The sequence below is a fragment of the Ruegeria sp. CDSA033 genome (assembly GCF_059612305.1).
In genome coordinates this window covers 620,419-644,883 of record NZ_JBXWQI010000001.1, presented here as the reverse complement: position 1 = coordinate 644,883, position 24,465 = coordinate 620,419, and the positions used below count along the sequence as shown (strand labels likewise).

Here is a 24,465-nt window from a genome sequence, read left to right as displayed (position 1 = left end):
GCCGGATGTCGATTGGCTGCTCGGGGATCGTGGCTATGATGCCGATTGGTTCCGGGAAGCGTTGAAAGACAAAGGGATGCGCGCCGGCATCCCTGGCCGGAAGCAGCGGAAGAAACCGGTTAAGTACGACAAGCGTCGTTACAAACGGCGCAACCGGATCGAGATCATGTTCGGCAGGTTGAAGGATTGGCGGCGTGTGGCAACCCGCTACGACAGGTGCCCGAAGGTCTTCCTGTCAGCAATCGCCCTCGCAGCACTCGTTATCTATTGGCTATGAGTCCTGACCCTAGCCATTGCAGCATCGCCATCTCAGTCACACGCCCACCAGTGGCGTCGAGGAAGTTAGGGAAGTAATGCAGAGTGCCAGGCGCTCGCGCGGACAGCTTCTGGATGCTTTGCTCCGTCGGCAGCACGATATCTGGCAGTATTTCCTTCATTCCCTGCTTTTCATAAAGCTGGACAGGGTTCGCTTCGATCCACCCGTCGTTCTTTATCGATTACATAAGGTTCGTGAACGCTGTCAGGTCCCTGTTGATGGTAGAGACCTTGACCCCTTCCGAGCGCATTCGTGATACGAATTCTGAGATAACGGCCGTGGAAATCTCTGCTGCCATCAAATCTTCCGTGTTGCGACCAATGTCGTCGCAGTATTCGTCTACAATGCGCAGGATTTGACGCAGGCTGCACCGATAGCGTTTGCGCGTCTCGGCTCCCCACGAGTAGCTTTCGAGGCCCAATACATCATAGTATTTGGCAAAGCCCGCACCAAAGCTCCAATCCAGTTCACCAGCCGCGTCTAATCCCCTTAGCTCCTTTATGCGGCCTTTGGCATTTTTCTCCGCGACTCTTTGAGAAGTTGTACGAAGCGACTCTCGGTGGGTGACGCCGTTGATTTTGACGCGGAGCCACCAATATTTGCTACCTGCTTGCTTGAAGATGTTTTTAGGTTTGTCATTTCTGCGTGACATTGACTGAGCTCATTGATCCATTTCAGGGCCAGGTCGTGGTCGAACGTCCAGACACCGCCATTTTTGACAACGCCAGGAATGTCATCATTTGCCGCGTGCTGGGTGATCGACCTTCGGGACTTACCACTCAGCTTGGCGACGACCGGTGTCCTGAGCCTCGGTTTCATCGTGTCGAGGACATTGGCCATTTCTTCGGAAACCAAAGTTTTGGTTTGATTGGGGTTAATGCTGGCGCCACGCGATGGCGTGTGGCCTTCGGAATTTCACCGATCGTTGCTGGCAACATAGCAGGTTCGACTGTTTCCGGAAACTCATGCAGGCGATCCAGCAGACGCGAGGCTTTACGAATTGCATTCTTGCGGCCCTGATCGTGACAGTCTTTCATCCAGAGGTGCAATATTTCAACATTCAGTTGTGCCGGATTTACACCCTTGCTTCGTGCCAGGCTTGTCAGAACGGTCAGGGCAATAAGTTCTGGCGTTTGGATATTATTTCTTTTTCTACGCGGTTGGATCAGAGCGGTCGCGGCTTTCTGGAGCTGCGACCAGTCGTCCGCCAGCCCGCGCAGGCGTTTTTTCTCGACGCGCAATCCTGACGCGTGTGCCATCAGGCTCTTTACGTTGCCGTGCTACCTTTCGAACTGTTTGAAAGTGTTGAACCCATCGGGCGCATACTTGTTGGCGATGTGATTTGCCCATCTCTTCACGAAAGCATCGACATCGATCGGGATCATCGCCAGCGGACAGTTATACGCCGGCAGTTTCATACATCCTCGGATATTCTTCGCGTTTGCTTGCGAATATGGGTAGTCTCCGGCGTCGAGGCGTGCAACGGCTTGCTCGAGAGTCATCAGCATTATTGTCTCCACCATGGGTGTTGTTCTTTTTGGGTGCCAGGGTTACGGGAACACTTGGAAAATCCGGCGATTTTCAGAGATGCGTTTTGAGGTTCATTTTTCGAATTTCGGCACTTTGGGTGCGAAATGAGGAAAAGGGCTCCAAAACGTATTTAAATGAGGTTTTGTTGGCGTATTCCTAACTTTTCCAGATCGGGCAAAGGTGCGATTTACGGCGTTTGCGACCTCACACAGCATCAATAAGCCCCTCAATCTGGTGTTTCCGAAACCGGATCGAGCCACCTAGGCGGAGGCTTGGAATGATCTTGTCGCGGGCATAGTTTCGGACGGTTGCCGGAACGCAGCCGAGTTTCTCGGCAAGGTCTTTGCCGGTCAGCAATGGCTCACGCAGCGTCGAATGTTGATCCTGATCCAGCATCTCGGCATGAGGCACGCCTTCGACCTGCCATACATCCGTGATGGCATAGCGCGGGCGCTTCCACGGCCCGGGCGCAGGACGGATGCTGTATTCGCGCAGGACCCGGCGCACTGTGTTCGGATGCAATCGCCAGCGGTTCGATATCTGGGCTTGTGACAAGCTTGGCAAGCCGGTCAGCGCCGCGGAGTGGGTTCTGAGTCTGGATAATCGCTTCATGACGAGCAGATGGGTCCAAAACGCCGATCCGGAAAAAAATGCCGAAACTTTTTCTACAATCTCCCGTGATGGCCGCCGACTAACAGTTGGGGCCTTTCGGGATCTTTACGAACTCGTCGCGAATGCAGACTGTGTGAAACCTGTTTTTGGGCCAGTTTGTTCTTGCATGCCGAACGCGAATGCGGAAATCGGTGACACCCGGACGTTCTCCGTCCTGACAGATTAAGACAGCGAATTCATGGGATTTGAGAGCGCATCACTTTCTCAGGAGCCGCTTCAATTTCGGCTTGAACACTCGCTTGTCAGGTATCGGAGCGTCGCGAAATCCTTCCCAGACACGATTGCGAAGAACCGCACCAAAGAGCGAGAACTCCGGGCAATGCATGTTTTCATGCAGCGTCAACAGGGTGACGAAGCCGGGCTCCAAATCTGTGTTCATATTGGCGATGTCTTTGGTGTGCATGAGTACATAGGGTCTTCGCTCGGTCATCAGGGCGGCAGCGTAAATCGAAAACTGCCAGAAAAGGACTGTTGGTGTGCCCGCCTCAACTTCCAACTCGTCGAAGAGATCTGTTTTCGTTCGAAGGTCATGGATCGCATTGTCGAGGAAACAGGCACTTTTGGACTTCGGTTCGAAACCCAATACCCGAAATGTATTGAGCGTGTGGTAGTGTCGACAAAGGTGCTTATGTGGGTATTCATACCTGATCGGCCTCTCGTCGAGCACGACGGTCGACCATTCATCCTCTTCAAGATGCTGCAGATATACCAGCACAATCAGCAGCTTTTTGGCACTGAGTCCCAATGGCGATAGCTTGATGTATTCTGCCATCGGATGAGAAATCATGAAGCGGCCATTATCTTTGGGCATGTTGTTCTCCGTGTTTCGTACGTCGAACAGGTCGTACCGGTACGCACGCTCCAAAGGCGGTTTGATAGGTTTGTGGAAACGCCGGATCGACAGAGCGTGAGACCCGAATCGTGATCGTGGGTACCCGGAGGATCGTTTCATCGGCCCGGATCGATGCGATGAAACGCGACTAAAGATGCTGACATTAAATGTCTTTTCTGGACGCGAAATCCTGAAATTCTTGAAATTGGGAAATCTACAAATGGCCTCCGGCCCGTTTTGGATTCGTTTGTTAGCAATGAGAACTTCACTTGGTAAGGCCGTGGTGTGGATCCGCGTCCACGTCGCGATGCAGATCATAGTAGTCGCAGCGATTGCAGCACTGGTTGTAGCGACTTTTTATTAGGCTGAAGAGGACCGCTGTTTTGAGCGTACATCCGCCTATTGAAGCATTCGCAGTAACTGAGTTTCGCCACCCTTCTCTTACGCCAGACTGCTGCGAAGTCTTTCTACAAACATTTCTGTAAAGCGTTTTGTAGCAGCTGATCGAAACTGCGTTGGAGGGTAAACGGCATAGATGCCTCCTTTTGGAAGCGCCCAATCGGGAACAAGCCGGATCAATGTGCCATTTTCGATTTCTCTCTTAGCGAAAAAATCCGGCAGTATGGAGATCCCGGCCCCTTCTATTACCATTGCCTTGATCGCGGGTGTTACGTCTGCTCGCAGTGCGGGGTTCATTTGAACGTCAGAGGTTTCACCGGTAGCTTTAATAAATTTCCAACTCAGTGAGTTTGGCAAGGCTCTGTGTTCGACGAACGGAAACGCTGCCAATCGTTCCGGATGTTCTGGTCGCCCAAGTTGCTCAACCAAGTCAGGCGACGCCACTACGATTTGCTGAAAGTCGGCCAACTTGCGCGCAATGTTGGCGGAATCGGCAAGCCAGCCTACCCGATACGCAATGTCAAATCGTGCCTCGACCGGATCAAACCGCGTATCACTTAACATCAAATCAATCGTGACAGCCGGATAGGCGATGCGAAACTCGGCCACGACCGGTGAAACGTATGTAACGCCCATATCGAGAGGGGCGGTGATGCGCAGGTTTCCAGTCGGTTCTGCGCGCCCTTGTTTTACCATTTCATAAGCTTCCTCGGCCTGCGCCACTGATGCACGTGCGGCTTCAAAGAAGGTTTGCCCGGTTTCCGTGAGATTCAGGTGGCGAGAGTTGCGCACAACAAGCGTTGCACCAAGCTCTTCCTCCAGCAATTGAAGCTGCTTGCTGACAACCGCCTTGCTAATACGCATTCGTTCAGCGGCCGCAGTAATCGTTCCTTCTTCCGCGATGGCAACAAAGTACTCCAGACGATTTAAGTTCGATTTCTTCATCATTCGTCACTTTTTAACTGACATTGTGTCTACAGAAATTATCTTTAGTCAACAATGGCGGCGCACTACTTGTGGTTTTCCAAAACGGAGACTGCAATGACGCGCTTCACCTACATCTACGATACCTTTTGCGGCTGGTGCTATGGCGCGGCACCGGTGATCAACGCGCTGGTTGAGAGTGGTGCTGATGTCACCGTTATGCACCGCCATTTGTTCCAGGGCGCAAACGCATACCGAATGGGCGATGGCTTCGCCCGAATGGCTCTGCAATACGACCGACGCATTGAACAGCTGACCGGCCAAGTGTTCAGTGACACTTATGTTCAAGACATTCTGGGAAACCCGGATGAAGTGCTGGATTCCAGCCTGACCGCATACGCCGCAGCTTTGGTTCATGATCAAGGCGCCATGGCGGAGATGAAGCTGGCAAATGTTTTGCAACGGGCACGTTATGTCGACGGTATCTCTGCGGGTAACAGCGAAGCGGTCCGTAGTGCGCTACTTGAGTTTGGCGTGAACCGTCCGTTGGACGAAGGCAGAAACCGCGCCCGGCAGATCAGTACGAACGCTGCAAATTTGCAATCACGGGTCGGGTCGCAAGGTGTCCCGACTCTGGTGATGCAAACCGACGGCGGAACAACCCAAGTCGACGTCTCAATCTATTACAACTTTCCTGAAGAGATCGCGGCATTGGCCGCATAAATGCAAGGAGCATCCCTATGAAGACGATCCTCACTTCTACTGCAGCCGTGCTGCTTTCCACCGCAGCCTTTGCGGCTGATCTCACCATCACCGCCTTCAGCCCGAATGAAGGCAGCCTGTTCCCGGTCTCATCGAACCTAATCGAAGGCCCGAATGAGGTGATCCTGGTGGACGCCCAGTTTGAAAAGGACGACGCCCAGCAACTGGTTGATATGATCAAGGCGACAGGCAAATCCCTGACGACCGTCTTTATCAGCCACAAGGATCCTGACTTTTATTTCGGGTTGGATACGATCCGTGCAGCTTACCCGGATGTCAAAATTGTCGCGACACCTGAGACCGTCAAAGGCATCGAGAAAACCATCCAGCTCAAATACGATTTCTGGGGCCCGATCTTGGACGCGAACGCCCCATCCGATTTGATTGTACCTGAGGTTCTGGAAGCCGACAGCCTGACGGTCGATGGTGAAACCGTGCAGGTGATCGGCCTCTATGGGCATGATCCGGTTCACACTTTCCTGTGGGTGCCTTCGGAAAAAACCGCACTGGGCGGCGTTGTACTTTATGAAAACGTGCACGTTTGGATGGCCGATAACCAAACCCCTGAAAGTCGTGACAGCTGGCGCGCGACATTGGACCAGATTCTGGAATTGAACCCCGATCGGATTATTCCGGGCCACGTGATCGGCGATAGTGCAGAGGACGCAAGCATTGTTGCTTTCACAAAGGAATATGTCGCCGCGTTCGAGGTAGCCGCGGACAAGGCAGAGGGTTCAGCCGAGTTGATCGCTGCGATGCAGACGGCCTATCCCGACTTTGAGAACGTGAGCGATCTGGAGCTAAGCGCCCAGGTTACCGAGGGCGAGCGTTCCTGGCCGTAAGCGTAAACCGGCATCAGAAGCCGTCCACTTCGGTTTCTGTACTACAAAAGGGGCGCTGGCCTATTAAATCCGGCGCCCAATCACCATCAGTGCAAAACTCGGTTTGCTGTGAACGACATTGCATTCGCCGCGAGGAAGAGAAGCAATTTCATGTCTTGCAGGTTCACGAATACCAAGATCATGCAATGCAGCATCATTGGTGCTGTCGTGTTTGCATTCGTTTCGGCGACAACAATTGCCGTCAACACTCAGGAGTAAAACATGACTCCATTGGAAATTGTCAAAAGCACCTATGAAGGCGAAACCTCCGAAGAAAACGGTCGCAGCCTTCAGGCGCATTTGGCTCCTGATGCCAAATGGACAGAGGCAGCGGGTTTTCCCTATTCGGGAACCTATACCGGTTTTGACGAGATCGCGGAAAACGTGTTTGCGCAATTGGCTTCAGAATGGACAGACTATCGGTTTGTCCCTGAAAACTATGTGGCCGATGACCACCGCGTCGTCGCATACGGGACCTACTATGGAACGTATAATGCAACGGGCAAGGCATTTTCGGCGCGCTTTGCACATGTCTGGCAGGTCGAAGACGGCAAGATCGTCAAATTTGAACAGTTCGTCGACAGCGCGCCTGTAAATGAAGCGATGGAGTAATTGATCCCATCTCATCCGAATACCAATTTCACTCAACATCGGTCGGCACGCCCAAAAAACGCGCCGCCGATCAAATCTCGGGAATGAATAAAATGATAGCAGCTCTGAACAATCAATCCCCTCGGGTTCTCAGCGTTCTGCGGATCATGACGGGTCTTCTGTTTATAGCGCATGGAACCCAGAAAATATTGAACTTCCCTGCGCCGCCAGAGTGGGAGGTCGCGACATTCTCGATGCCATGGTTTGCTGGCATGATGGAGCTTTTCGGCGGTGCCTTGATTGTTCTGGGGCTTTTTACGCGCCCGGTCGCGTTCCTTCTGTCTGGTTTGATGGCCAGTGCCTACTTCATAGCCAACGCCCCGCAGAACTTTTATCCGATCCTGAATGCAGGTGATGCCGCAATTTTGTACTGCTTCATCTTCCTGTATTTTGTATTTTCCGGCCCAGGTCGCTGGAGCCTTGATGCAACGATGGGCCGCGAATAGCTGAGGAGGAATTTGATGACTCATTCAAAATCGCGCCGAAAAATTCTTACTGGAATAACTTCTGCTACGGGGAGTTTATTCCTGTCCCGGACTGTATTGGCGGCCGAGTTGACACCGCGCGCTGCAGAAGGACCATTTTATCCGACCAGATCGATGCGCGTGAGCGACACCGACAATGACTTGGTGAAGATCGCAGGGCTTGTTCGCGAGGCTGGCGGGGAAATCATCACGCTCAAAGGTCAGATTACCGGTCGCAGTGGCATCCCGCTAACGGGTGCACGCATCGAAATTTGGCAATGTGATGTGAATGGAAAGTACTTGCACCCTGGCGATAATCGTCCGGTGGCCTATGACCAGGGTTTTCAGGGCTTTGGCCACGATATCACGGATGATACTGGCAACTATGCGTTCCGCACGATCAGGCCAACTAAGTATCCGGGGCGAACACCCCATATCCATGTGAAAGTCCTAGATGGACGTCGAGAGTTGCTGACCACACAGCTCTATATTGAAGGTGATCCTGACAATGCGAAAGACGGGCTCTATCGCAGGATGTCGAAGGCGGAAGCCCGAGCAGTATCCATGGCATTCACCGAAGGGCCGAAAGGCACAGAAACTATCGTAAACATTGTTGTCTGACGGGCTCGGCCGGATCAGGAAAGGAACAGATTATGAAAAACGCATTGATCGTCGCAGCCATGGCAATCCTGACACCAGCCATTGCCGCAGCACAATCTGCAGATGCCTTCACCCATGTCGCGGGTAATGTCTATTTCTTCCAGAACGGCAGCTACAATTCGCTGGTTGTCGTCACCGACGAAGGGACCCTTGTTGTCGATCCGAACGGTCGCACGGCACAGAAACTGCAGGACAATCTTCCTGCACTTACGGATCACCCAGTGACGCACCTGGTATTCTCGCATTCGCATGGCGATCACGCGTCGGGTGGAGATGTCTATGGCGACGATGTTCAAGCCATCGCGCATTCGAACGCTCCGGCGACACTGGGAGGCGTTAGCCTTGATGTCCAGTTCGAACAGGAGCATAGCTTTCAGCTGGGCGAAAACACGATCGAGCTGACCTATCTTGGGCCCGGAGACGAAGAGGACATGATCGCAACGGTCGTGCGCCCCGAAAACGTTGTCTTTCTTGTCGATGTCGCTGCACCCGAACGCATGTTCTACACCAGCTTGGGTGGTGACAATGTTGAGGGTTGGTATCAGCAGATACTCACCGCCGAAGCGCTCGATTTCGATATCTTCGTGCCGGGCCACGGTCGTGTAGGCAATCATGACGACCTAACAAACGTTCGGCTCTATATGGAAGAACTGCGCGCAGATGTTTTGCAAGGGCTGCAAGCCGGCAAATCGACGAACCAACTGGTCGAAGAACTTACCTACAGCGGACGAAGCCATTGGCAGCAATACGAAGCCTGGCGGCCGAGTAATATTCGCGGCATGGCTCAGCATCTGATCAACAGCGGAGCAGTCGATTAAGGAAAATCTTGCCGATTTTTATCTGTAGCACAGGGGTTTGGAGCCCACTATGAAAATACAGAAAGCGAAATTCATTTACCACAAAGATCGATATGCAGCCATTCAGACAACCAACTGCATTGGTAGCTATGGCTCGAAGCTGACTTGCGGCTTTTCGGCAAACTGCTCGCGATTCCGAAAATCTGCTTGTCAGCTTTCGGCGTCGAATTTCTAGTGTTTCGCGAGTGTAGAGAATGACCAGAACCTGCCCATACGGAACCCGGGAAATTCTAATCTCAGCGGCCATTTCCTATGACGTGTTTCTGTGCCGAACCTTGCCGCTACTATGCCATTATTGCTTCTAAGTAGGGCGCCCTACCCCTTATTTTGTTGAAGTCAAACTCACTGATTAACTAGTGAAAACGATCTCGAAAACCGTTGTGGGTTCAAGCCCACCAAGGGTTCGAATCCCTGCCTCCTCGCCATTTTCCCTACTCAGGATTGGCGGCCATCTGAACGTTTTTTGCTCAATAGCCTGCGCGGCGTATTAGTTCGTGTCGCTGTTGCAGTGTAACTGTAAAAAAAGATGGATCTGAGATGATACAAAGCAAAGCTACCTCGTAAGTTATTTTGAGTTTGATGTTCCACCGTCTCGAAACCACGCCAATTGCGCCTGCTTCCGGCCCAATTCCGCCTCGGATTTTGGCGAATAATCAAGCTCACCTGCCGTGCTGTCCGCATGACGGCGTGTTATTGCCACCTGGTTCCATCAGATCGGCGCAGGCTGGCTCAAACCCCCGAATTGAAATGAATTTCTGGGAATTCCCCTTTGATCACTGATAATTTACCCTCATCTAAGCGACACATATTTCAAGGAGAACCCCATGTCGCGTACTCTCATATTAGCTGTTATCGTCGCCGGACTTGGCGCCGGAGCTTACTATTACCTCAATCAACCCGAACCCACGCCTGCCGAAAGCCTGCAATCGGCGGCCCAGGACGCAGGTGCGGCCGTAAATGATGCCGTAGATGCCGCCACCGAACAGGCGAGCGAAGCCGCATCTTCCATTGCAGACCAGGCCACCGAAGCGGCCGAACAAGCCGGACAGGCGGCCACTGATCTGGCCGATCAGGCCGGAGATCAGGTCGCATCCCTGGCCAATCAGGGGCAAGACCTGCTGAATTCCTGGATCGAAGAAGGTACGCTTTCCGTCCAGAATTTTGACTATGACGCCATGGTAACTTCGGTTCAGGATAGCCAGTTGTCACAGGACCTCAAGACAAAGGCCTTGGGTATTCTGGATGAAATCAAGGCATCCCCTCAGTTGATTGCTCAGAAGATCGAAGAGCTGCGCACGCTTCTGACTGGACAACAATAATTTCTGGGGGCCGTTCTATTTTGAGCGGCCCTTTTTCTTTACCGGGCGCGCACTCCCGTTACGTCAGACGCAACTCTGATTGACGTCCCAGCACCCGTTTGATTGGCTGCCCCTAAATCCAACGCAACACCACTTGCAACAGACCCGTTCTGTGCTGTGTCCGCACAGGAGATAGGAGACAAAATGACCACCCTGCCCCCAAACATGTTCGCCGTGATTCAAACCCATGACGGTTATTCCGGATCGGCCACCGGTCCGTTTATCGAGGATGCCGCCGATTGGCTGGCCGAGGCCGAGCTTCCGGTGCCCGAACCCGGCCCCGGTCAGGTGTTGATCAAATTACGGGCGTCGTCGGTGAATCCATCCGACCTCCACTTTATCAAGGGCGAATACGGGCAGCCGCGTGTCAAAGGCACGCCCGCCGGGTTCGAAGGCTGTGGTGACGTGGTGGCCACCGGCACCGGTGCCGAAGCGTTGCAGGGTCAACGGGTTGCCTTTGTGGCGGCTGGTTCCGGGGCGTGGGCGGAGTATATCGTGACGCAGGCGCTGATGTGTATCCCACTGCGACCCGATATCTCGGACGAAGATGGCTCGGCCCAGGTCATCAATCCCATGACTGCGATGGCCATGGTGGATATCGCGCGGGGTGCGGGCGATGCTTTTGTCGTTTCGGCGGCCACCAGCCAGTTGGGCAAACTCATGTGCTCACTCGGTCGCGATTTGGGGCTTAAACCCATCGCAATCGTGCGTCGGGCCGAGGCAGTGGAATCCTTGAAGGAACTTGGCGCTCATGAGGTCTTGGTCACGTCCGACCCGGACATGATACAGAAATTCGCAGCGCTCAGCATGGAACTGAAGCCACGTGTCTTTCTGGATGCCGTGACGGATCAGGTTTCCGAGCAGATTTTCTGTTCGATGCCCAACGGTGCGCGGTGGGTCATCTACGGCAAGCTCAGCCCCGAATTGCCAAAACTGACACAGACCGGTCAGTTGATCTTTATGGGCAAGCGGATCGAGGGATTCTGGTTGACCAAGTGGATGACGTCAACGCCTCCGGCGGACCAGATGAGAGTTGTTGGTGAAGTACAGGCCCGGTTTGCTGACGGATGCTGGAAAACGGATGTTTCTGAACGGCTTGGCTTGCGTGATGTGGTGGCAAATCTGGCCAATGCTCTGAAAAAGAGTGACGGGAAGGTGATTATCACGCCATAGTAGAACAAAGCCCCGGACGAAGGAGGATGTCCGGGGCGTAAGGAACGCCGGGCCAACCGGCATGGGAGGACAAACTTGGATAACGCGCAGCTGCTGATCAGCGGGCTGGCGAATGGCTGTGTCTACGGTCTGATCGCGCTTGGCTTTGTGTTGATTTACAAGGCCACCGAGGCAGTGAATTTCGCGCAGGGCGACTTCATGATGCTGGGCGCCTTCGTGACAATCGGGCTTACGAATACCGAATATATGGGCCTGCCCTTCTGGCTAGCCTTGCCGATTTCCTTGGGGATCATGGGGGCCTTGGGCTACTTGCTTGATCGCCTGATCATCCAGCGTTTGTTCGGAGAAAGCCAAACGGCAGTTGTTATCCTGACCATCGCTTTGGGTTTCGTAATCCGGTTCGCAGCCGGATTGATCTGGGGGCACGAGCCGCAGACGTTGCAGAACCCGTTGGCCGGCAAGGAAGTCCGCTTTGGCGGGCTGGTACTGGGGATGGAGGACGTCGCCGTCATCGTCGTAACCATCCTGCTGACCTGGGGTCTGTATGTCTTCTTCAGTCGGACCAAGCTGGGCCTCGCGATGCAAGGCGCGTCGCAGAACCAGTTGGCGGCATATTACATGGGAATACCCGTAAAGCGTGTGCAGGGCTTTATCTGGGCTCTGGCGGGCGTTGTCGCGGGGATTGCAGGCATCTTGTTCGCAGCCAAAGGGTCTGTCGATCCAACCACCGGTTTGCTCGGCATCAAGGCCTTCGCCGCAGCCGTAATCGGTGGCTTTGGAAGCCTGCCGGGGGCATTGGCTGGCGGGCTGATCGTTGGTGTGATCGAGCCCTTTGCCAGCCGCTACATCGCGGCAGGGTACAGTCAGATCGCGCCTTATGCGCTGCTGCTGGCGGTGCTGATCTTTCGCCCGAATGGGCTGTTCAGTCAGGTTCGGGTGAAGAAGGTCTAAGCCATGCGGATTGTGTTCAAAACCAACTACATGCAGGATATCCGACCTTGGAAGGACGCATATCAACTTTGCTTGTACCTAATCTTGTTGGCGGTTGTCGCCACAGCTCCGTGGTGGCTGGACGACTTCTACCTGGGTGAGCTGACAAACGTCCTGATCTGGGCCATCGCGGGCCTGGGGTTGATGATCCTGACGGGTCACACAGGGCAAGTCAGCCTAGGTCATGCCGCGTTTTTGGCCTTTGGTTGCTACGCCAACGTCATTCTTCTTGAAGCTGGCGTGCCGTTCCTGATTGCCTTCCCCTTGGCTGGTATTCTGACCGGATTGGCCGGAGTGACGGTTGCCATCCCTGCCCTGCGACTGCACGGGATATATCTTGCGATATTCACAATGGCCCTGTCCATCCTGATGGATGACGTCATCGTTCTGGCCGAGCCGATCACGGGCGGTGTCGCGGGCAAATATCTTGGCGGTGTCGAGATCTTCGGGTTTCTGGTCGACCGCTGGGGGACTCCGGTTCAGTTCTTCTGGCTGGTTCTTGGTGTGGCGGTGCTGGTGACGCTTGGCTACATCAACCTGTTGCGCGCGCCATTGGGGCGCAGCTTTATCGCTGTTCGGGATTCCGAAGTATCAGCACAGGCCATGGGTGTGGACATTGCCCGGACCAAGATGATCTCGTTCGCGCTGTCCTGCGCTGTCAGCGGATGGGCGGGCGCGTTGATGGGCATGTTCTCGGGCGCATTCAACAATGAGACGTTCAGCGTCCTGATCTCAATCCAGCTACTGATGATGATCGTGATCGGTGGTCTGGGGTCCATCCATGGCGCATTTCTTGGCGCCATCGTAATCGGGTTCCTGCCCCAGTTCCTGTCGATATCAAAGGAGTACGTGGGCGCGGTGTTCGGTGGCAATACCGTCGCCATCCCGGGATTGGAATTCGGTATCTTCGGTATGATCCTGATCGCCTTCATCCTGTTTGAACCGATGGGCCTGTACGGGCGCTGGCTGAAAGTCCGCACGTGGTTCGAACTCTTCCCCTTCTATCGCAAGGACATGTTCAAGCGTCAGAAATCCTACCTCAAGACGGAGCGCCTGAGATGAGCCTTCTTGAGTTCGAAAACGTCACTCTGAAATTCGGCGGGCTGACTGCCGTCAATGATCTATCTTTCGAAGTCGAGGAAGGCGAGGTCTTCGCCATCGTTGGCCCTAATGGTGCAGGGAAGTCCACGGTCTTTAACCTGATCTCGCGTTTCTACGACCCCTACGCAGGCAAAATTCGTTACGACGGGCACGACTTGCTTAAGGCCAAACCGTCCGGCGTGGCTGCATATGGTGTGGCGCGGACATTTCAGAACATCGAACTCTTCGAGCATGCGACGGTCTTGCAGAACCTGCTTGTCGGACGGCACCGCCACCGCAAATCGAACATGCTGTCCGAGGTGTTGTTTCTGCCATCCGCACGACGACAGGAACTTGAGAACCGCGAAAAGGTCGAAGAGATTATCGACTTCCTCGACCTGCAGGCGTTCCGCGACAAGATGATTTCTGGCCTGCCCTACGGCGTGCGTAAGGTGGTCGAGGTGGCCCGCGCACTGGCCACCGATCCCAAGCTTTTGTTGTTAGACGAACCGGCCTCGGGTCTGTCAGTCGAAGAAACAACGGACATGCGCTGGTGGATTGACGATATCCGGCGGCAGATGGGGATCACGGTACTGATGGTCGAGCATGATATGGGGCTGGTTTCCGGCGTCTCGGATCGCGTTCTGGCAATGGCGGACGGCGCAAAACTGGCGCTGGGAACACCTGCTGAGGTTCAGTCGCACCCGGCGGTGGTCGAGGCCTATTTGGGGAAAGCCTCATGAGCGAACCCATCCTGACAATCCGCAACATCGAAAGTTTTTATGGTCCGATCATGGCGATCCGGGGTGTTTCTCTGGACGTTCATCAGGGCCAAATTGTCTCGATCCTTGGCGCCAATGGCGCGGGCAAGACCACGCTGATGAAAACCGTTTCTGGCGTGATGGATCCGGAAAAGGGCAAGATCACGTTTGAAGGCAACGAAATTCAGGGGTCCGAGCCACACAAGGTCGTGCAGAAAGGCATCGTTCACGTGCCCGAAGGGCGTGAAGTGTTTCCACTGCTGACGGTCGACGAAAACCTCAGCCTCGGGGCCTATACCCTGAAGGACAAGGGTCAGATCGATCACGATCGGGATCTGGTGTTCTCATACTTTCCGATCCTCAAGGAACGTCGCAACCAAGAGGCGGGAACATTATCTGGCGGGCAGCAACAGATGCTGGCAATCGGCCGTGGCTTGATGGCCAACCCAAAGATCATGCTGTTGGATGAACCCTCGCTTGGTCTGTCACCGCTGCTGGTTCAGGAAATTTTTGGCATCCTCAAGCGACTGAATGACGAACAGAGCATGACCATGATGTTGGTCGAACAGAACGCTAACGCCGCCCTGGAACTGGCCCACCATGGCTATGTAATGGAGGTCGGACGCATCGTCATGGACGGCGCAGCAGATGTTTTGATGCGGTCAGAGGACATCCAGAATTTCTATCTGGGCGTTCAGGAAGAAGGCGCGCGGGAAAACCGCCGTTGGAAGCGTAAAAAGACGTGGAGGTGAGACAGATGAATATCAGCACCCTGCCCCCTCAGATCACAGTCAACGGCGTTCGCCTGAACGCAAACCCCGGCCAGCGCCCGATCTGTGTCGATGAGTGCACGACAATCTGCGAGCTATTTCGGAAACGCTGCGCTGAGCTTGGCGATCGTACGGCGCACCGCGAAAAAGACCTTGGCATCTGGAGGTCGTATTCCTGGGCTGACTATTGGCAGCACGCCAAATGGATCGGTCTTGCCCTGCGCAAACTGGGGTTGCAGCGCGGCGAGGTTGTGTCGATCCTGTCAGAGGACCGCAAGGAATGGGCTTGGTTCGATATGGGCATTCAGGCCGTTGGTGGCATCGCGTCTGGTGTCTACACCACCGACTCGGCCAACCAGCTGAAATACCTAATTAATGACAGCGACAGCCGCTTTCTGATCGTCGAGAATGAAGAGCAACTGGACAAATTCCTGCAGGTCGAAGATGAGGTTCCGGGCCTTCTGAATGTAATCATTCTTGACGATGAAGGCCTGCACGATCTGGATCATGCGCGCTGCATGATGATCGACGCGCTGTATACGCTGGGCCAACAAGCCGAAGCTGAAGATCCCGATCGTTTCGAGGCCGAAATCGCGCTGGCGTCGCCACAGGATACAGCACTTCTGATCTACACCTCGGGCACCACGGGAATGCCGAAGGGCGCGATGCTGAGCCATGAGAACATCCTTGCGGCAATAGAATGTGGGGCACATGCGTTGCCTGCCTTAGAGACGGACGAACAGCTATGCTTTCTACCGCTGTGCCATATTCTAGAGCGTGACGTATCCATCTACTTCCCGCTTGCCGCCAAATGCGTCGTCAATTTTGCCGAAAGCCCCGAGACGGTGTTTGCGAACCTGCAAGAGATCTCACCCTCGACCTTTACGGCCGTTCCGCGAGTTTGGGAAAAGATCTATTCCTACGTTCAGATCATGACGCAGGATGCAACGCCCACGGGTCGCGCAGCCTTTGGCATGGCCCTGAAGGCAGGGCTTGCGCGGGCCGAGTACATTCTATCCGGCAAACCCGTCCCAGTCGGCGTCGCCGCGCAATTCTGGCTGTGGGACCGGCTGGTTCTGCGCAACCTGCGTCGCATGCTGGGTATGGACAAAATGCGGCGCGGCGGTTCGGGCGCGGCCCCGATTTCGACCGATCTGCTGAAATGGTACTGGGCCATTGGCGTGCCGTTGGTCGAGGGGTTCGGGATGACCGAAACCTCGGGTCTCGCGACGCTAAACACCATTGAAAGCAATAAGGTCGGAACCATCGGACGCGCTGTTCCAGGCAACGACATCCGCATTTCCGAAGACGGTGAAATTCAGCTGAAAGGCCTGAATATCTTTCAGGGATATTGGCGCAATAATGCCAAGACTGCCGAGACTTTCACCGCCGATGGGTGGCTGCGAACCGGCGATCTGGGGCATATCGACGACGACGGCTACGTCACCATTTCGGGACGCATGAAAGACATCATCATCACTGCCGGTGGTAAGAATATCACCCCTGCCGAGATCGAAAGCCGAATGAAATTCAGCCACTATATCGCGGACGCGGTGATCATCGGCGACAAGCGTAAGTACCTGACAGCGCTGATCATGATTGATCAGGAAAACGTTGAAAAATTCGCGCAAGATCGGAAGATCCCGTTTTCGAATTTCGCGTCCTTATGTGCGGCCTCTGAAGTCAAAGATCAGATTCAGGCGGAAATCGATGTTGTGAATAAGGATTTTGCACGGGTCGAGCAGATCAAGGACTTTCGCCTGATCGATGTGCTTCTGACCGCAGATGATGATGAACTGACCGCGACAATGAAGCTGAAACGCAGTTTTGTCGAAAAGAAACACGGCCATCTTATTGAAGACATGTACAATTAGTAAAAGAGATAACCTAAAGGGAGGAGAAAGATGAAGAATGTGATCATGCGGCTGGCGGCGGCCACCGCCTTGACGGCTTCGGCGACCCTTGCCAATGCACAGACACAGGGTGTCACGGATGATGAGATCATCATCGGTTCGGTCAACGATCTGAGCGGTATCTTCGCGGCCGTCGGTGTTCCGGCCACCAAAGGTGCGAATGTGGTGTTCGATCGCGTGAACGCCAATGGCGGCGTGCATGGGCGCACGATCCGCTATGTGGTCGAGGACAACGGATATCAGATGCCGCGTGCGATGCAGGGCTATAACAAGCTGCTGAACCGCGACAAGGTGTTCGCGATGCTACAGTCGCTGGGAACGCCGATGAATGTCGCGGGGTTCAAGTTGTTGGATCCAAAAGGTATTCCTAATGTCGCCCCACTGTCCGCCGCACGGCAAATGCTGCAGGAACCGATGGACAACAAGTTCACGGCCTTTTCGACCTACTTTGACCAAAGCCGTGTTGGCGTGAAGTATCTGGCGGGCGAGTTCGGCGGGCAGTCTGTATGTTCGATGTACTTGCCAACCGATTTTGGTGCCGAAATCGTCGAAGGTACCAAGGCCGGTGCCGAAGAAGCCGGGATCGCTTTCGTCGCCGAGACCACGCACAAACCCGATGAAACGGATTTCGTGGGCTCGCTGAGCAAGCTCAAGGAAGAGGGATGCGATATCGTCACAATCGCTTTGGGTGTGCGTCAGGCCATTACCGTTGTCGGCACCGCCAAGAAGATGGGCCTTGCAGATATGAAATTCCTTGGCACCTCGGCCAGCTTCCTGACCGTCGTTGCCCAAGTGCCGGGCGGAGTGACCGACGGATTTTATGCCGCCGCATCTTGGCAAGATCTGTGGTCCCGCGCCGAAGATCCTGCTCCTGCCGCGTTCATCGACGAATACCGGACGGCAACCGGTGAAGATCCTGTCGGGTTTGCCATGCTGGGATATTCTGCGGCCGAAACGATGGTCAAAGCGCTTGAGGCTGCCGGCCCCGATCTGACGCATGAAAGCTTTATTGCCGCGATGGAAACGCTGGACTATCAGGATGAACTGGTGGGCAACCACATGACTTTCGGGCCCGATGATCACCAGGGGGCCGACTCGGTCTATGTGAATGTTGTGGAAAACGGTGCCTGGAAGATGGTGTACGAAGAATAACGCCCAACACGCATCTCAAACGAAAAAGGGCTCGCACATGCGAGCCCTTTTGATTTTGTGTACTCGGTGGCGAATTAACGCTTCGAGAACTGGAACGAACGACGCGCTTTGCGCTTACCGTATTTCTTACGTTCAACAACACGGCTGTCGCGGGTCAGGAAGCCAGCGGCTTTCAGTGCGCCACGCAGGGACGGATCGTACAGCTGCAGCGCTTTCGAGATGCCGTGCTTGACCGCACCGGCCTGACCGGTCAGGCCACCGCCTTTGACGGTTGCAACAACGTCGAATTCACCTTCAACACCGGCAACCTGGAACGGCTGGCGCAGGATCAGCTGCAGAACGGGACGCGCAAAATACTTGTCCTGATCCTTGCCGTTTACGGTGACCTTGCCGGAACCCGGCTTGATCCAAACGCGGGCAACAGCGTCTTTACGCTTGCCGGTGGCATAAGAGCGACCCAGTTCGTCACGTACGGGTTCGCGCACGATGACTTCTTCGGCCACAACCTCAACGCCTGCAACGGCGCTCAGCTCTTCGAGAGTATTGATCTGATCAGCCATGGTCATTAGCTCCGGGTGTTTTTCTTGTTCATGGATGCAACATCCAGAACTTCGGGCGACTGGGCTTCATGCGGGTGCTCAGCACCGGCATAAACACGCAGGTTGGTCATAACCTGACGCGACAGGCGGTTGCCAGGCAGCATGCGCTTGACCGCTTGGGTCACAACACGCTCGGGGTGCTTGCCTTCAAGGATCTGCTGCTTGGTGCGCGACTTGATGCCGCCCGGGTGGCCAGTGTGCCAGTAGAAGTTTTCTTCGCGCTTCTTGCCGGTCATCTGGATTTTGTCAGCGTTAATCACGATGACATTGTCGCCCATGTCCATGTTCGGGGTGAACGACGCTTTGTGCTTGCCACGCAGACGCATGGCGACGATCGAAGCAAGACGACCCAGAACAACGCCCTCGGCGTCGATCAGGATCCATTTCTTGTCGATGTCTGCAGGTGTTGCAGAAAAGGTTTTCATGGCAGGATAGTCCTGTTTGATGTGAAAGACCGCCCACATACGGAGCGGCCCGAATTCGATGTTGCGTATTTAGATGTACCCTTGTGGCGCGTCAAGAACGTGAAATCAAAAATAATCTAGCAATTACAATATATTACGAAATAGGTATTATTTTACCTCATGAAATCGCCATCAATTTCCGCAATTATCCCCGACCAGATATACTGTCGTAGACCAGCGATCAAAAAAGGAGTGGCCAGAGAATGGATTGGCAGCAAACCATCGCCGATTACGGGGCGGCCTGGCAACAGGCGGACCAAGGTCAACGCCTTGACCTATTAACCAAGTGTTTCGCCACGGATGGCGTCTATGTGGACCCGACGGCAGAAGTGAACGGACGGTCAAACCTGTGCGATCATCGGGGAAGTCCTCCAAAACTCTGGCGGTCGGGTTGAGCTGACCAGCAACCCCAACAATCATCACGATGTCGTCCACTTTACTTGGCGTATGGTTGGCCCCGACGGCACCATAATGGTGACCGGCCACGATTTCGTACGATTGAATGAACAAGGCAAGATTTCACATCTGGCCGGGTTCTTTGGCGACCCCGCCCCATTGAGCTAGGGGCCTAGACGCTGATCTGTTCCGGCGGATTATCTAAAAGTGCACGCAGGCGCTGCATTGCGGCCTCGAACCGCTCCAATGACACGTGCCCATTCATCGCAATGCGTACGGCGTTGGGGGCACGCCCGTCCCGCAGCGCGAACTCGTCGGCAGACCGTAACTGAATGCCTTCGCGTTCAGCAGCACGGCTGAATGCGGCGGCACGCCAACCCGACGGTAGGTTCAGCCAGACAAACGGCACGTCCGGCGCCCAGTTAAGATCAAAGCCGCCAAGCGCATTGACCGTCACCCGGACATAATCGCCCATCCGGGCGCGGACGTCCCTGGCGATTTGCCGTGTCCGTGGATCAGACAGCAACAGCCGGGTCAGCTCTGCAAGCGGTTGTGCCAAACCGAAATAGCCGTATTCGGCTGAGCGCCGAAGATCGACGCTGCGTTCGCGCGGGGCGATGGCGAACCCGACCCGCAGGGCTGGCGTCAGGATCTTTGAGATCGACGAAACATGCCAACCCCGTTCAGGTGCCAAGGCGCGATAGCTGGGCTCGCGTGCGTCCCCCATTCGATAGCAATCGTCTTCAATGATCTGCAAATCATGGCGGCGGGCGACTTCCACAACCTCTTTTCGACGTTCCAGCGGCGTATGTGTACCGGTTGGGTTTTGCACCTCGGGCGAGACGCAAACCGCTTGCGCCTGGGTCTGACGCAAAATGTGATCCATAGCCTGAGGGTCAATGCCCCACTTGTCCATTTTCACGCCGACAACCTCGGCTCGCATCAACTCACCTGCCCGACGGAAACCGGCATATGACAGATCTTCAACCAGAACGACCGGTTTGGGGCCGCGCAGGATCGTCTGAAACACAAGGCAAAGACCATTTTGCCCACCATGCGTCAGAACCACATCATCATGGGTCACTGCGCCAAGCGGCAGATCTGAGAGCCATTCAACGACCGCCTGCCGCATGGGTTGGTACGCATCGCGAGTCGGGTAATTCATCAGCAAACGCGGATCGGCTTGGGACACTTTCTTAAGACATTCCCTGATCAATGCCACCTGCCCCACATCCGGTAATCTGGGGCTGAACAGGCTGACATCTGCGTTATACTTATCGTCGCGCAGGTGTAGTTGTCTTGCCCACACATCGTCCAGCAAAGGTGATTTCGGAGGAGCGACAAATGTACCACGTCCGACCTCGGCTTGTAGCAAGCCTTCTTCCGTCAGAATCGTATATGCCCGCGCAACCGTGCCGGGCGTTATTTGTAACCGATACGCAAGTTCTCGGACTGGAGGCAGCTTAGACCCTACCTCCAGTGCTTTGTTCTCAATCGCTTTTCGTATTGTGTCGGCGACCAGTGTGTACTTGGGACCTTTGGATTTTGGTAACGCCTCTAGCCAAATTGTATCCATTACAATTCTTCCTTTGCTTTTGACACAATCCCGAATGTATCACACACATGTACCGAACATTAGTACTTTGTGTCAATACAATTTGAAAGGATACCCAAGATGACACGCCATATGCATAACCCCGCCCTCATGCTGCTGAACGATAGCCCTCGGCTGCCGATGATCGCCGCGCTGGCCGTGCGGTTTGCGGCGACTGTCACACAGTGGGAACGACAGCGCCGCAGCAGAATTAACCTGTCAAAGCTGGATGATCGCATGCTTAAAGATGTCGGCCTGACCCGCCCCGCGGCCGACCGCGAGATCAAACGCTTTTTCTGGCAGTATTAATTATCCCCAGTCCCTATAGGGACCTCTTCCTAGGCCGGGTTTCATACCCGGCCCTTTTTTATCCAAACGCCGATGCTGCAGACCCCGCAGGTGGCAATGAGTAGGTCATCGTAGCCCGCGCGACGGGTTTGTCTGAGCCTTCCGAGAACATCAGAACATCGCCTACCGCAAGCGTCTTGCCCAGTTTTAGCAAGCTGCAGCGCGCGATCATATCGTTGGCCCCATCGGGTTTGCGCATGAAATCCATCGAACACCCCGTCGTCACCACCAGCGACTGACGTCCTTTCAATGCAAGGATCATTGCATAGACGCTGACATCGGCCAGACCGAACATCGACGGGCCTGAAACTGTCCCCCCTGGCCGCAGATGCCTGTCCCCGACCTTCAGCCGCATGGTGATTGAGTTTTCATCCAGGCTGTCGATGACAAAGTCCTTCTCGACCTGTGGAAAAACCTCGACCAGATAATCTGACAGTTGTTCGCGGTTCAAAACCAACGACATACTTCCCCTCCTCGAATTGCCGCCCTAGAGTTGGCCTGACATCAGATCGGAGAGCAAGATGGGAATTCTGGAACGTAACGACATGAATGGCGTTGCCCGTTTAAAAATGAACGCGCCAGAGCGCCTGAATGCCCTGAGCGAAGAGATGCTGGCAGCACTTCAGGCTGAATTCGACGCCTTAAGTAACGACTCGAGCATTCGCGCCGTGATCCTGTCCGGCGAAGGCAAGGCGTTTTGCGCAGGTCACGATCTGAAACAGATGACTGCCGGACGTCAGAGCGAGGATGGGGGAAAAGCCTACTTCCAGGACTTGTTCGCGCAGTGCGCCAAAATGATGCTGTCGATTCAATCCCTGCCGCAACCCGTGATCGCGCAAGTCCACGGCATCGCCACAGCCGCCGGCTGCCAACTGGTGGCCACTTGTGATCTTGCGATTGCAGCCGAAGGCACGCGCTTTGGTGTAAACGGGGTCAATATCGGGTTGTTTTGCTCGACCCCAATGGTGGCCCTCAGCCGGAATATCCCCCGGAAACAGGCATTTGAGATGTTGACGACAGGCGCGTTCATCTCTGCAGAACGCGCGACAGAGCTGGGCCTGGTCAATCGCGCAGTACCCGAAAACTTGTTGGAACATGAAACGATGGCGCTGGCCGAACAACTGGCAGACAAGCTTGGATCAGCGGTCAAAGTGGGCAAACAGGCCTATTACAAGCAATTGGATATGCCGATCGAACAGGCCTACGCCTATACCGGAGAGGTAATGGCGCAGAATATGATGCATCGGGATACCGAAGAAGGAATATCTGCATTTATCGAAAAAAGACCGCCAAATTGGGAACAATAACGAGATTATTTAAGGTAATTTTCGCGACTGTTCGCAATTTAGTCCTTTTCAAAAGGGCCACACTGTGGCAAAGCTGAGACATGGCTTAGGCCCAAATACGCTTTTGGGTCGCTGTAGGCGGAAGGTCCCTCCAAGCTGGTTTCTCTCACCGGCGCTGACATTCCCGCTGCGGCGACCCCAAGTACCCCCCTTTAATTACTAGCTAATCAACGCGAAACTTGGCGTGTGTTGCGTTGCGCGATGCTGTGCCCTATGTGGCACCTCATGACACAGAAATTGCATATAGTTGGCGGCGGCATGGCGGGGTCCGAGGCGGCCTGGCAAGCAGCGGAAATGGGCGTGGACGTTGTGATCCACGAAATGCGGCCCAAAGTGGGCACTTTTGCGCACCAGACCGGCAATCTGGCCGAGATGGTGTGCTCGAACTCCTTCCGCTCGGATGACGACGAACAAAATGCCGTCGGTCTGCTGCATTGGGAAATGCGCGAAGCCAACGGCATCATCATGGGCACCGCCGATACGCATCGCCTGCCCGCCGGTGGCGCATTGGCCGTGGATCGTGATCCGTTTGCCGAAGCAGTGACCGCCAAGCTGCAGGCCCATCCACGGGTCAAGGTGACGGGCGAAGAAGTTACCGCCCTGCCCGACGACGGCCACTGGATCATCGCGACGGGTCCGTTGACGTCCTCGTCACTGGGCGAGTCAATCAGGGCTCAGACAGGTGCTGAGGCTCTGGCGTTCTTCGACGCGATCGCGCCCATTGTCTATGCCGACAGCATCGACATGAGCCAGGCATGGATGCAGTCACGTTATGACAAGGGCGAAACCGAAGAGGAGCGGACGGCCTATCTGAACTGTCCCATGGACCGCGATCAGTACGAGGCCTTCATTGACGCCCTGCTATCCGCTGACAAAACCGAATTTCACGAAGGTGAAACTGCCGGGTATTTTGACGGCTGCCTGCCCATCGAGGTTATGGCGGAACGGGGCCGCGAGACGCTGCGCCACGGGCCGATGAAGCCGGTCGGCCTAACCAATCCGCATCAGCCAGACGTCAAATCTCATGCTGTTGTTCAACTGCGCCGAGACAACGCGCTGGGTACGTTGTTCAACATCGTCGGCTTTCAGACCAAAATGAAATATGGTGCACAAACTGACGTATTCCGCATGATCCCCGGACTTGAGAATGCCAGTTTCGCGCGCTTGGGCGGAATTCATCGCAACACGTTCATCAACTCTCCGACATTGCTAGACGCGCAGATGCGGCTGAAATCAAAACCGAATATTCGGTTTGCCGGCCAGATCACCGGCGTCGAGGGTTATGTGGAAAGCGCTGCAATGGGCTTGTTGGCTGGGCGGCTGGCTGCTGCCGAGATCCTGGGGCGTTCCCTGCCCGAGATCCCGCAGGACAGTGCCATGGGCGCGTTGATACACCACATCACCGGCGGGGCCGAAGCCAAGACCTTTCAACCCATGAACGTCAACTTTGGTCTGTTTCGCCCGGTTGATGGCCTCAAAGGGGGGCGCCGGGGCCGTAAGGACCGGTACAAGGCCTACACCGACCGGGCCAAGACGGAATGGACAGACTGGCTGGCACATTGCTGACTGGACG

At 54.8% G+C, this 24,465-nt stretch carries 29 protein-coding genes; 19 read left to right on the top strand and 10 right to left on the bottom strand.

Annotated features, from left to right (window positions below; all coding sequences use genetic code 11):
• Positions 1-277 (top strand): transposase (locus AC2FLA_RS03265; protein ID WP_496720448.1); only part of this gene is annotated, 277 nt, incomplete at its 5' end.
• A 220-nt stretch (positions 278-497) separates the two neighbouring features.
• Here AC2FLA_RS03265 and AC2FLA_RS03260 read toward each other — a convergent pair.
• The 5 genes from AC2FLA_RS03260 to AC2FLA_RS03240 all read right to left on the bottom strand — a co-directional run bounded on the left by AC2FLA_RS03260 (position 498) and on the right by AC2FLA_RS03240 (position 3,329).
• The gene (locus AC2FLA_RS03260; RefSeq protein ID WP_496720446.1) at positions 498-968 is read right to left on the bottom strand and encodes a hypothetical protein; all 471 of its coding nucleotides are present in this window, start codon (positions 966-968) and stop codon (positions 498-500) included.
• A gap of 163 nt (positions 969-1,131) precedes the next feature.
• Positions 1,132-1,557: a hypothetical protein gene (locus AC2FLA_RS03255; protein ID WP_496720444.1), complete on the bottom strand. Its 426-nt coding sequence runs from the start codon at positions 1,555-1,557 to the stop codon at positions 1,132-1,134.
• A gap of 39 nt (positions 1,558-1,596) precedes the next feature.
• The gene (locus AC2FLA_RS03250; RefSeq protein WP_496720442.1) at positions 1,597-1,824 is read right to left on the bottom strand and encodes a hypothetical protein; all 228 of its coding nucleotides are present in this window, start codon (positions 1,822-1,824) and stop codon (positions 1,597-1,599) included.
• A 226-nt stretch (positions 1,825-2,050) separates the two neighbouring features.
• Positions 2,051-2,458: a helix-turn-helix domain-containing protein gene (locus tag AC2FLA_RS03245; protein WP_496720440.1), complete on the bottom strand. Its 408-nt coding sequence runs from the start codon at positions 2,456-2,458 to the stop codon at positions 2,051-2,053.
• A gap of 256 nt (positions 2,459-2,714) precedes the next feature.
• The gene (locus AC2FLA_RS03240) at positions 2,715-3,329 is read right to left on the bottom strand and encodes a hypothetical protein (RefSeq protein ID WP_496720438.1); all 615 of its coding nucleotides are present in this window, start codon (positions 3,327-3,329) and stop codon (positions 2,715-2,717) included.
• 175 nt (positions 3,330-3,504) lie between these two features.
• Between AC2FLA_RS03240 and AC2FLA_RS03235 the strand changes: the two genes are divergently transcribed.
• Entirely contained in the window at positions 3,505-3,714 is a 210-nt protein-coding gene (locus AC2FLA_RS03235; protein WP_496720437.1) for a hypothetical protein, read from the top strand.
• Positions 3,715-3,791: 77 nt separating this feature from the next.
• Here the strand turns inward: AC2FLA_RS03235 and AC2FLA_RS03230 are convergent, their stop codons facing one another.
• Entirely contained in the window at positions 3,792-4,697 is a 906-nt protein-coding gene (locus AC2FLA_RS03230; protein WP_496720435.1) for a LysR family transcriptional regulator, read from the bottom strand.
• Between the two features lie 93 nt (positions 4,698-4,790).
• Here AC2FLA_RS03230 and AC2FLA_RS03225 point away from each other — a divergent pair, with 93 nt between their 5' ends.
• The 14 genes from AC2FLA_RS03225 (at position 4,791) to AC2FLA_RS03160 (ending at position 18,145) form a co-directional block, all read left to right on the top strand.
• Positions 4,791-5,396, top strand: a complete 606-nt coding sequence (locus AC2FLA_RS03225; RefSeq protein ID WP_496720433.1) for a DsbA family protein — start codon at positions 4,791-4,793, stop codon at positions 5,394-5,396.
• Between the two features lie 17 nt (positions 5,397-5,413).
• Entirely contained in the window at positions 5,414-6,277 is an 864-nt protein-coding gene (locus AC2FLA_RS03220; RefSeq protein ID WP_496720431.1) for an MBL fold metallo-hydrolase, read from the top strand.
• Positions 6,278-6,538: 261 nt separating this feature from the next.
• Complete coding sequence (locus tag AC2FLA_RS03215) at positions 6,539-6,928, top strand: nuclear transport factor 2 family protein (RefSeq protein ID WP_496720429.1); 390 nt, start codon at positions 6,539-6,541, stop codon at positions 6,926-6,928.
• An 83-nt stretch (positions 6,929-7,011) separates the two neighbouring features.
• The gene (locus AC2FLA_RS03210) at positions 7,012-7,413 is read left to right on the top strand and encodes a DoxX family protein (RefSeq protein WP_496720428.1); all 402 of its coding nucleotides are present in this window, start codon (positions 7,012-7,014) and stop codon (positions 7,411-7,413) included.
• 15 nt (positions 7,414-7,428) lie between these two features.
• The gene (locus AC2FLA_RS03205; protein ID WP_496720427.1) at positions 7,429-8,052 is read left to right on the top strand and encodes a dioxygenase family protein; all 624 of its coding nucleotides are present in this window, start codon (positions 7,429-7,431) and stop codon (positions 8,050-8,052) included.
• Between the two features lie 32 nt (positions 8,053-8,084).
• The gene (locus AC2FLA_RS03200; protein WP_496720426.1) at positions 8,085-8,909 is read left to right on the top strand and encodes an MBL fold metallo-hydrolase; all 825 of its coding nucleotides are present in this window, start codon (positions 8,085-8,087) and stop codon (positions 8,907-8,909) included.
• An 863-nt stretch (positions 8,910-9,772) separates the two neighbouring features.
• The gene (locus AC2FLA_RS03195; RefSeq protein ID WP_496720424.1) at positions 9,773-10,267 is read left to right on the top strand and encodes a hypothetical protein; all 495 of its coding nucleotides are present in this window, start codon (positions 9,773-9,775) and stop codon (positions 10,265-10,267) included.
• Positions 10,268-10,450: 183 nt separating this feature from the next.
• Positions 10,451-11,479, top strand: coding sequence for an alcohol dehydrogenase catalytic domain-containing protein (locus AC2FLA_RS03190; protein WP_496720422.1), 1,029 nt, complete (start codon positions 10,451-10,453; stop codon positions 11,477-11,479).
• Between the two features lie 75 nt (positions 11,480-11,554).
• Positions 11,555-12,430: a branched-chain amino acid ABC transporter permease gene (locus tag AC2FLA_RS03185; RefSeq protein ID WP_496720420.1), complete on the top strand. Its 876-nt coding sequence runs from the start codon at positions 11,555-11,557 to the stop codon at positions 12,428-12,430.
• Positions 12,431-12,433: 3 nt separating this feature from the next.
• Positions 12,434-13,531, top strand: coding sequence for a branched-chain amino acid ABC transporter permease (locus tag AC2FLA_RS03180; RefSeq protein ID WP_496720418.1), 1,098 nt, complete (start codon positions 12,434-12,436; stop codon positions 13,529-13,531).
• Positions 13,528-14,292 carry an ABC transporter ATP-binding protein gene (locus AC2FLA_RS03175; RefSeq protein ID WP_058271596.1) on the top strand — a complete coding sequence of 255 codons (765 nt, stop codon included), beginning with the start codon at positions 13,528-13,530 and terminating at the stop codon, positions 14,290-14,292. The genes AC2FLA_RS03180 and AC2FLA_RS03175 overlap by 4 nt, the downstream gene beginning before the upstream one ends.
• A complete protein-coding gene (locus tag AC2FLA_RS03170; protein WP_496720416.1) occupies positions 14,289-15,062 on the top strand; it encodes an ABC transporter ATP-binding protein in 774 nt (257 codons plus the stop codon). The genes AC2FLA_RS03175 and AC2FLA_RS03170 overlap by 4 nt, the downstream gene beginning before the upstream one ends.
• Before the next feature lie 5 nt (positions 15,063-15,067).
• Positions 15,068-16,954: an AMP-dependent synthetase/ligase gene (locus tag AC2FLA_RS03165; protein ID WP_496720414.1), complete on the top strand. Its 1,887-nt coding sequence runs from the start codon at positions 15,068-15,070 to the stop codon at positions 16,952-16,954.
• A 30-nt stretch (positions 16,955-16,984) separates the two neighbouring features.
• Positions 16,985-18,145 carry an ABC transporter substrate-binding protein gene (locus AC2FLA_RS03160; protein WP_496720413.1) on the top strand — a complete coding sequence of 387 codons (1,161 nt, stop codon included), beginning with the start codon at positions 16,985-16,987 and terminating at the stop codon, positions 18,143-18,145.
• Positions 18,146-18,219: 74 nt separating this feature from the next.
• On the opposite strand, the gene rpsI is transcribed toward AC2FLA_RS03160, so the two are convergent.
• From rpsI to AC2FLA_RS03145, 3 genes are all read right to left on the bottom strand, one after another.
• Positions 18,220-18,705 carry a 30S ribosomal protein S9 gene (gene rpsI, locus AC2FLA_RS03155; protein WP_058271904.1) on the bottom strand — a complete coding sequence of 162 codons (486 nt, stop codon included), beginning with the start codon at positions 18,703-18,705 and terminating at the stop codon, positions 18,220-18,222.
• Positions 18,706-18,710: 5 nt separating this feature from the next.
• Complete coding sequence (rplM, locus tag AC2FLA_RS03150) at positions 18,711-19,169, bottom strand: 50S ribosomal protein L13 (RefSeq protein ID WP_058271592.1); 459 nt, start codon at positions 19,167-19,169, stop codon at positions 18,711-18,713.
• 607 nt (positions 19,170-19,776) lie between these two features.
• A complete protein-coding gene (locus AC2FLA_RS03145; protein WP_496720411.1) occupies positions 19,777-21,180 on the bottom strand; it encodes an aminotransferase-like domain-containing protein in 1,404 nt (467 codons plus the stop codon).
• A 99-nt stretch (positions 21,181-21,279) separates the two neighbouring features.
• Here AC2FLA_RS03145 and AC2FLA_RS03140 point away from each other — a divergent pair, with 99 nt between their 5' ends.
• Complete coding sequence (locus AC2FLA_RS03140; RefSeq protein WP_496720405.1) at positions 21,280-21,507, top strand: DUF1127 domain-containing protein; 228 nt, start codon at positions 21,280-21,282, stop codon at positions 21,505-21,507.
• A 58-nt stretch (positions 21,508-21,565) separates the two neighbouring features.
• Here the strand turns inward: AC2FLA_RS03140 and AC2FLA_RS03135 are convergent, their stop codons facing one another.
• Entirely contained in the window at positions 21,566-22,009 is a 444-nt protein-coding gene (locus AC2FLA_RS03135) for a PaaI family thioesterase (protein ID WP_496720403.1), read from the bottom strand.
• A gap of 58 nt (positions 22,010-22,067) precedes the next feature.
• Here AC2FLA_RS03135 and AC2FLA_RS03130 point away from each other — a divergent pair, with 58 nt between their 5' ends.
• Complete coding sequence (locus AC2FLA_RS03130; protein ID WP_496720401.1) at positions 22,068-22,853, top strand: enoyl-CoA hydratase; 786 nt, start codon at positions 22,068-22,070, stop codon at positions 22,851-22,853.
• Positions 22,854-23,117: 264 nt separating this feature from the next.
• A complete protein-coding gene (gene trmFO / locus AC2FLA_RS03125) occupies positions 23,118-24,458 on the top strand; it encodes a methylenetetrahydrofolate--tRNA-(uracil(54)-C(5))-methyltransferase (FADH(2)-oxidizing) TrmFO (RefSeq protein WP_496720399.1) in 1,341 nt (446 codons plus the stop codon).
• The last annotated feature ends 7 nt before the right edge of the window (positions 24,459-24,465 follow it).

Coding starts and splice junctions, on each gene's coding strand:
- AC2FLA_RS03260 (WP_496720446.1), bottom strand. CDS start 968: ATGTCACGCAGAAATGACAAACCTAAAAACATCTTCAAGCAAGCAGGT.
- AC2FLA_RS03250 (WP_496720442.1), bottom strand. CDS start 1,824: ATGCTGATGACTCTCGAGCAAGCCGTTGCACGCCTCGACGCCGGAGAC.
- AC2FLA_RS03245 (WP_496720440.1), bottom strand. CDS start 2,458: ATGAAGCGATTATCCAGACTCAGAACCCACTCCGCGGCGCTGACCGGC.
- AC2FLA_RS03240 (WP_496720438.1), bottom strand. CDS start 3,329: ATGCCCAAAGATAATGGCCGCTTCATGATTTCTCATCCGATGGCAGAA.
- AC2FLA_RS03235 (WP_496720437.1), top strand. CDS start 3,505: ATGCTGACATTAAATGTCTTTTCTGGACGCGAAATCCTGAAATTCTTG.
- AC2FLA_RS03230 (WP_496720435.1), bottom strand. CDS start 4,697: ATGATGAAGAAATCGAACTTAAATCGTCTGGAGTACTTTGTTGCCATC.
- AC2FLA_RS03225 (WP_496720433.1), top strand. CDS start 4,791: ATGACGCGCTTCACCTACATCTACGATACCTTTTGCGGCTGGTGCTAT.
- AC2FLA_RS03220 (WP_496720431.1), top strand. CDS start 5,414: ATGAAGACGATCCTCACTTCTACTGCAGCCGTGCTGCTTTCCACCGCA.
- AC2FLA_RS03215 (WP_496720429.1), top strand. CDS start 6,539: ATGACTCCATTGGAAATTGTCAAAAGCACCTATGAAGGCGAAACCTCC.
- AC2FLA_RS03210 (WP_496720428.1), top strand. CDS start 7,012: ATGAATAAAATGATAGCAGCTCTGAACAATCAATCCCCTCGGGTTCTC.
- AC2FLA_RS03205 (WP_496720427.1), top strand. CDS start 7,429: ATGACTCATTCAAAATCGCGCCGAAAAATTCTTACTGGAATAACTTCT.
- AC2FLA_RS03200 (WP_496720426.1), top strand. CDS start 8,085: ATGAAAAACGCATTGATCGTCGCAGCCATGGCAATCCTGACACCAGCC.
- AC2FLA_RS03195 (WP_496720424.1), top strand. CDS start 9,773: ATGTCGCGTACTCTCATATTAGCTGTTATCGTCGCCGGACTTGGCGCC.
- AC2FLA_RS03190 (WP_496720422.1), top strand. CDS start 10,451: ATGACCACCCTGCCCCCAAACATGTTCGCCGTGATTCAAACCCATGAC.
- AC2FLA_RS03180 (WP_496720418.1), top strand. CDS start 12,434: ATGCGGATTGTGTTCAAAACCAACTACATGCAGGATATCCGACCTTGG.
- AC2FLA_RS03175 (WP_058271596.1), top strand. CDS start 13,528: ATGAGCCTTCTTGAGTTCGAAAACGTCACTCTGAAATTCGGCGGGCTG.
- AC2FLA_RS03170 (WP_496720416.1), top strand. CDS start 14,289: ATGAGCGAACCCATCCTGACAATCCGCAACATCGAAAGTTTTTATGGT.
- AC2FLA_RS03165 (WP_496720414.1), top strand. CDS start 15,068: ATGAATATCAGCACCCTGCCCCCTCAGATCACAGTCAACGGCGTTCGC.
- AC2FLA_RS03160 (WP_496720413.1), top strand. CDS start 16,985: ATGAAGAATGTGATCATGCGGCTGGCGGCGGCCACCGCCTTGACGGCT.
- rpsI (WP_058271904.1), bottom strand. CDS start 18,705: ATGGCTGATCAGATCAATACTCTCGAAGAGCTGAGCGCCGTTGCAGGC.
- rplM (WP_058271592.1), bottom strand. CDS start 19,169: ATGAAAACCTTTTCTGCAACACCTGCAGACATCGACAAGAAATGGATC.
- AC2FLA_RS03145 (WP_496720411.1), bottom strand. CDS start 21,180: ATGGATACAATTTGGCTAGAGGCGTTACCAAAATCCAAAGGTCCCAAG.
- AC2FLA_RS03140 (WP_496720405.1), top strand. CDS start 21,280: ATGACACGCCATATGCATAACCCCGCCCTCATGCTGCTGAACGATAGC.
- AC2FLA_RS03135 (WP_496720403.1), bottom strand. CDS start 22,009: ATGTCGTTGGTTTTGAACCGCGAACAACTGTCAGATTATCTGGTCGAG.
- AC2FLA_RS03130 (WP_496720401.1), top strand. CDS start 22,068: ATGGGAATTCTGGAACGTAACGACATGAATGGCGTTGCCCGTTTAAAA.
- trmFO (WP_496720399.1), top strand. CDS start 23,118: ATGACACAGAAATTGCATATAGTTGGCGGCGGCATGGCGGGGTCCGAG.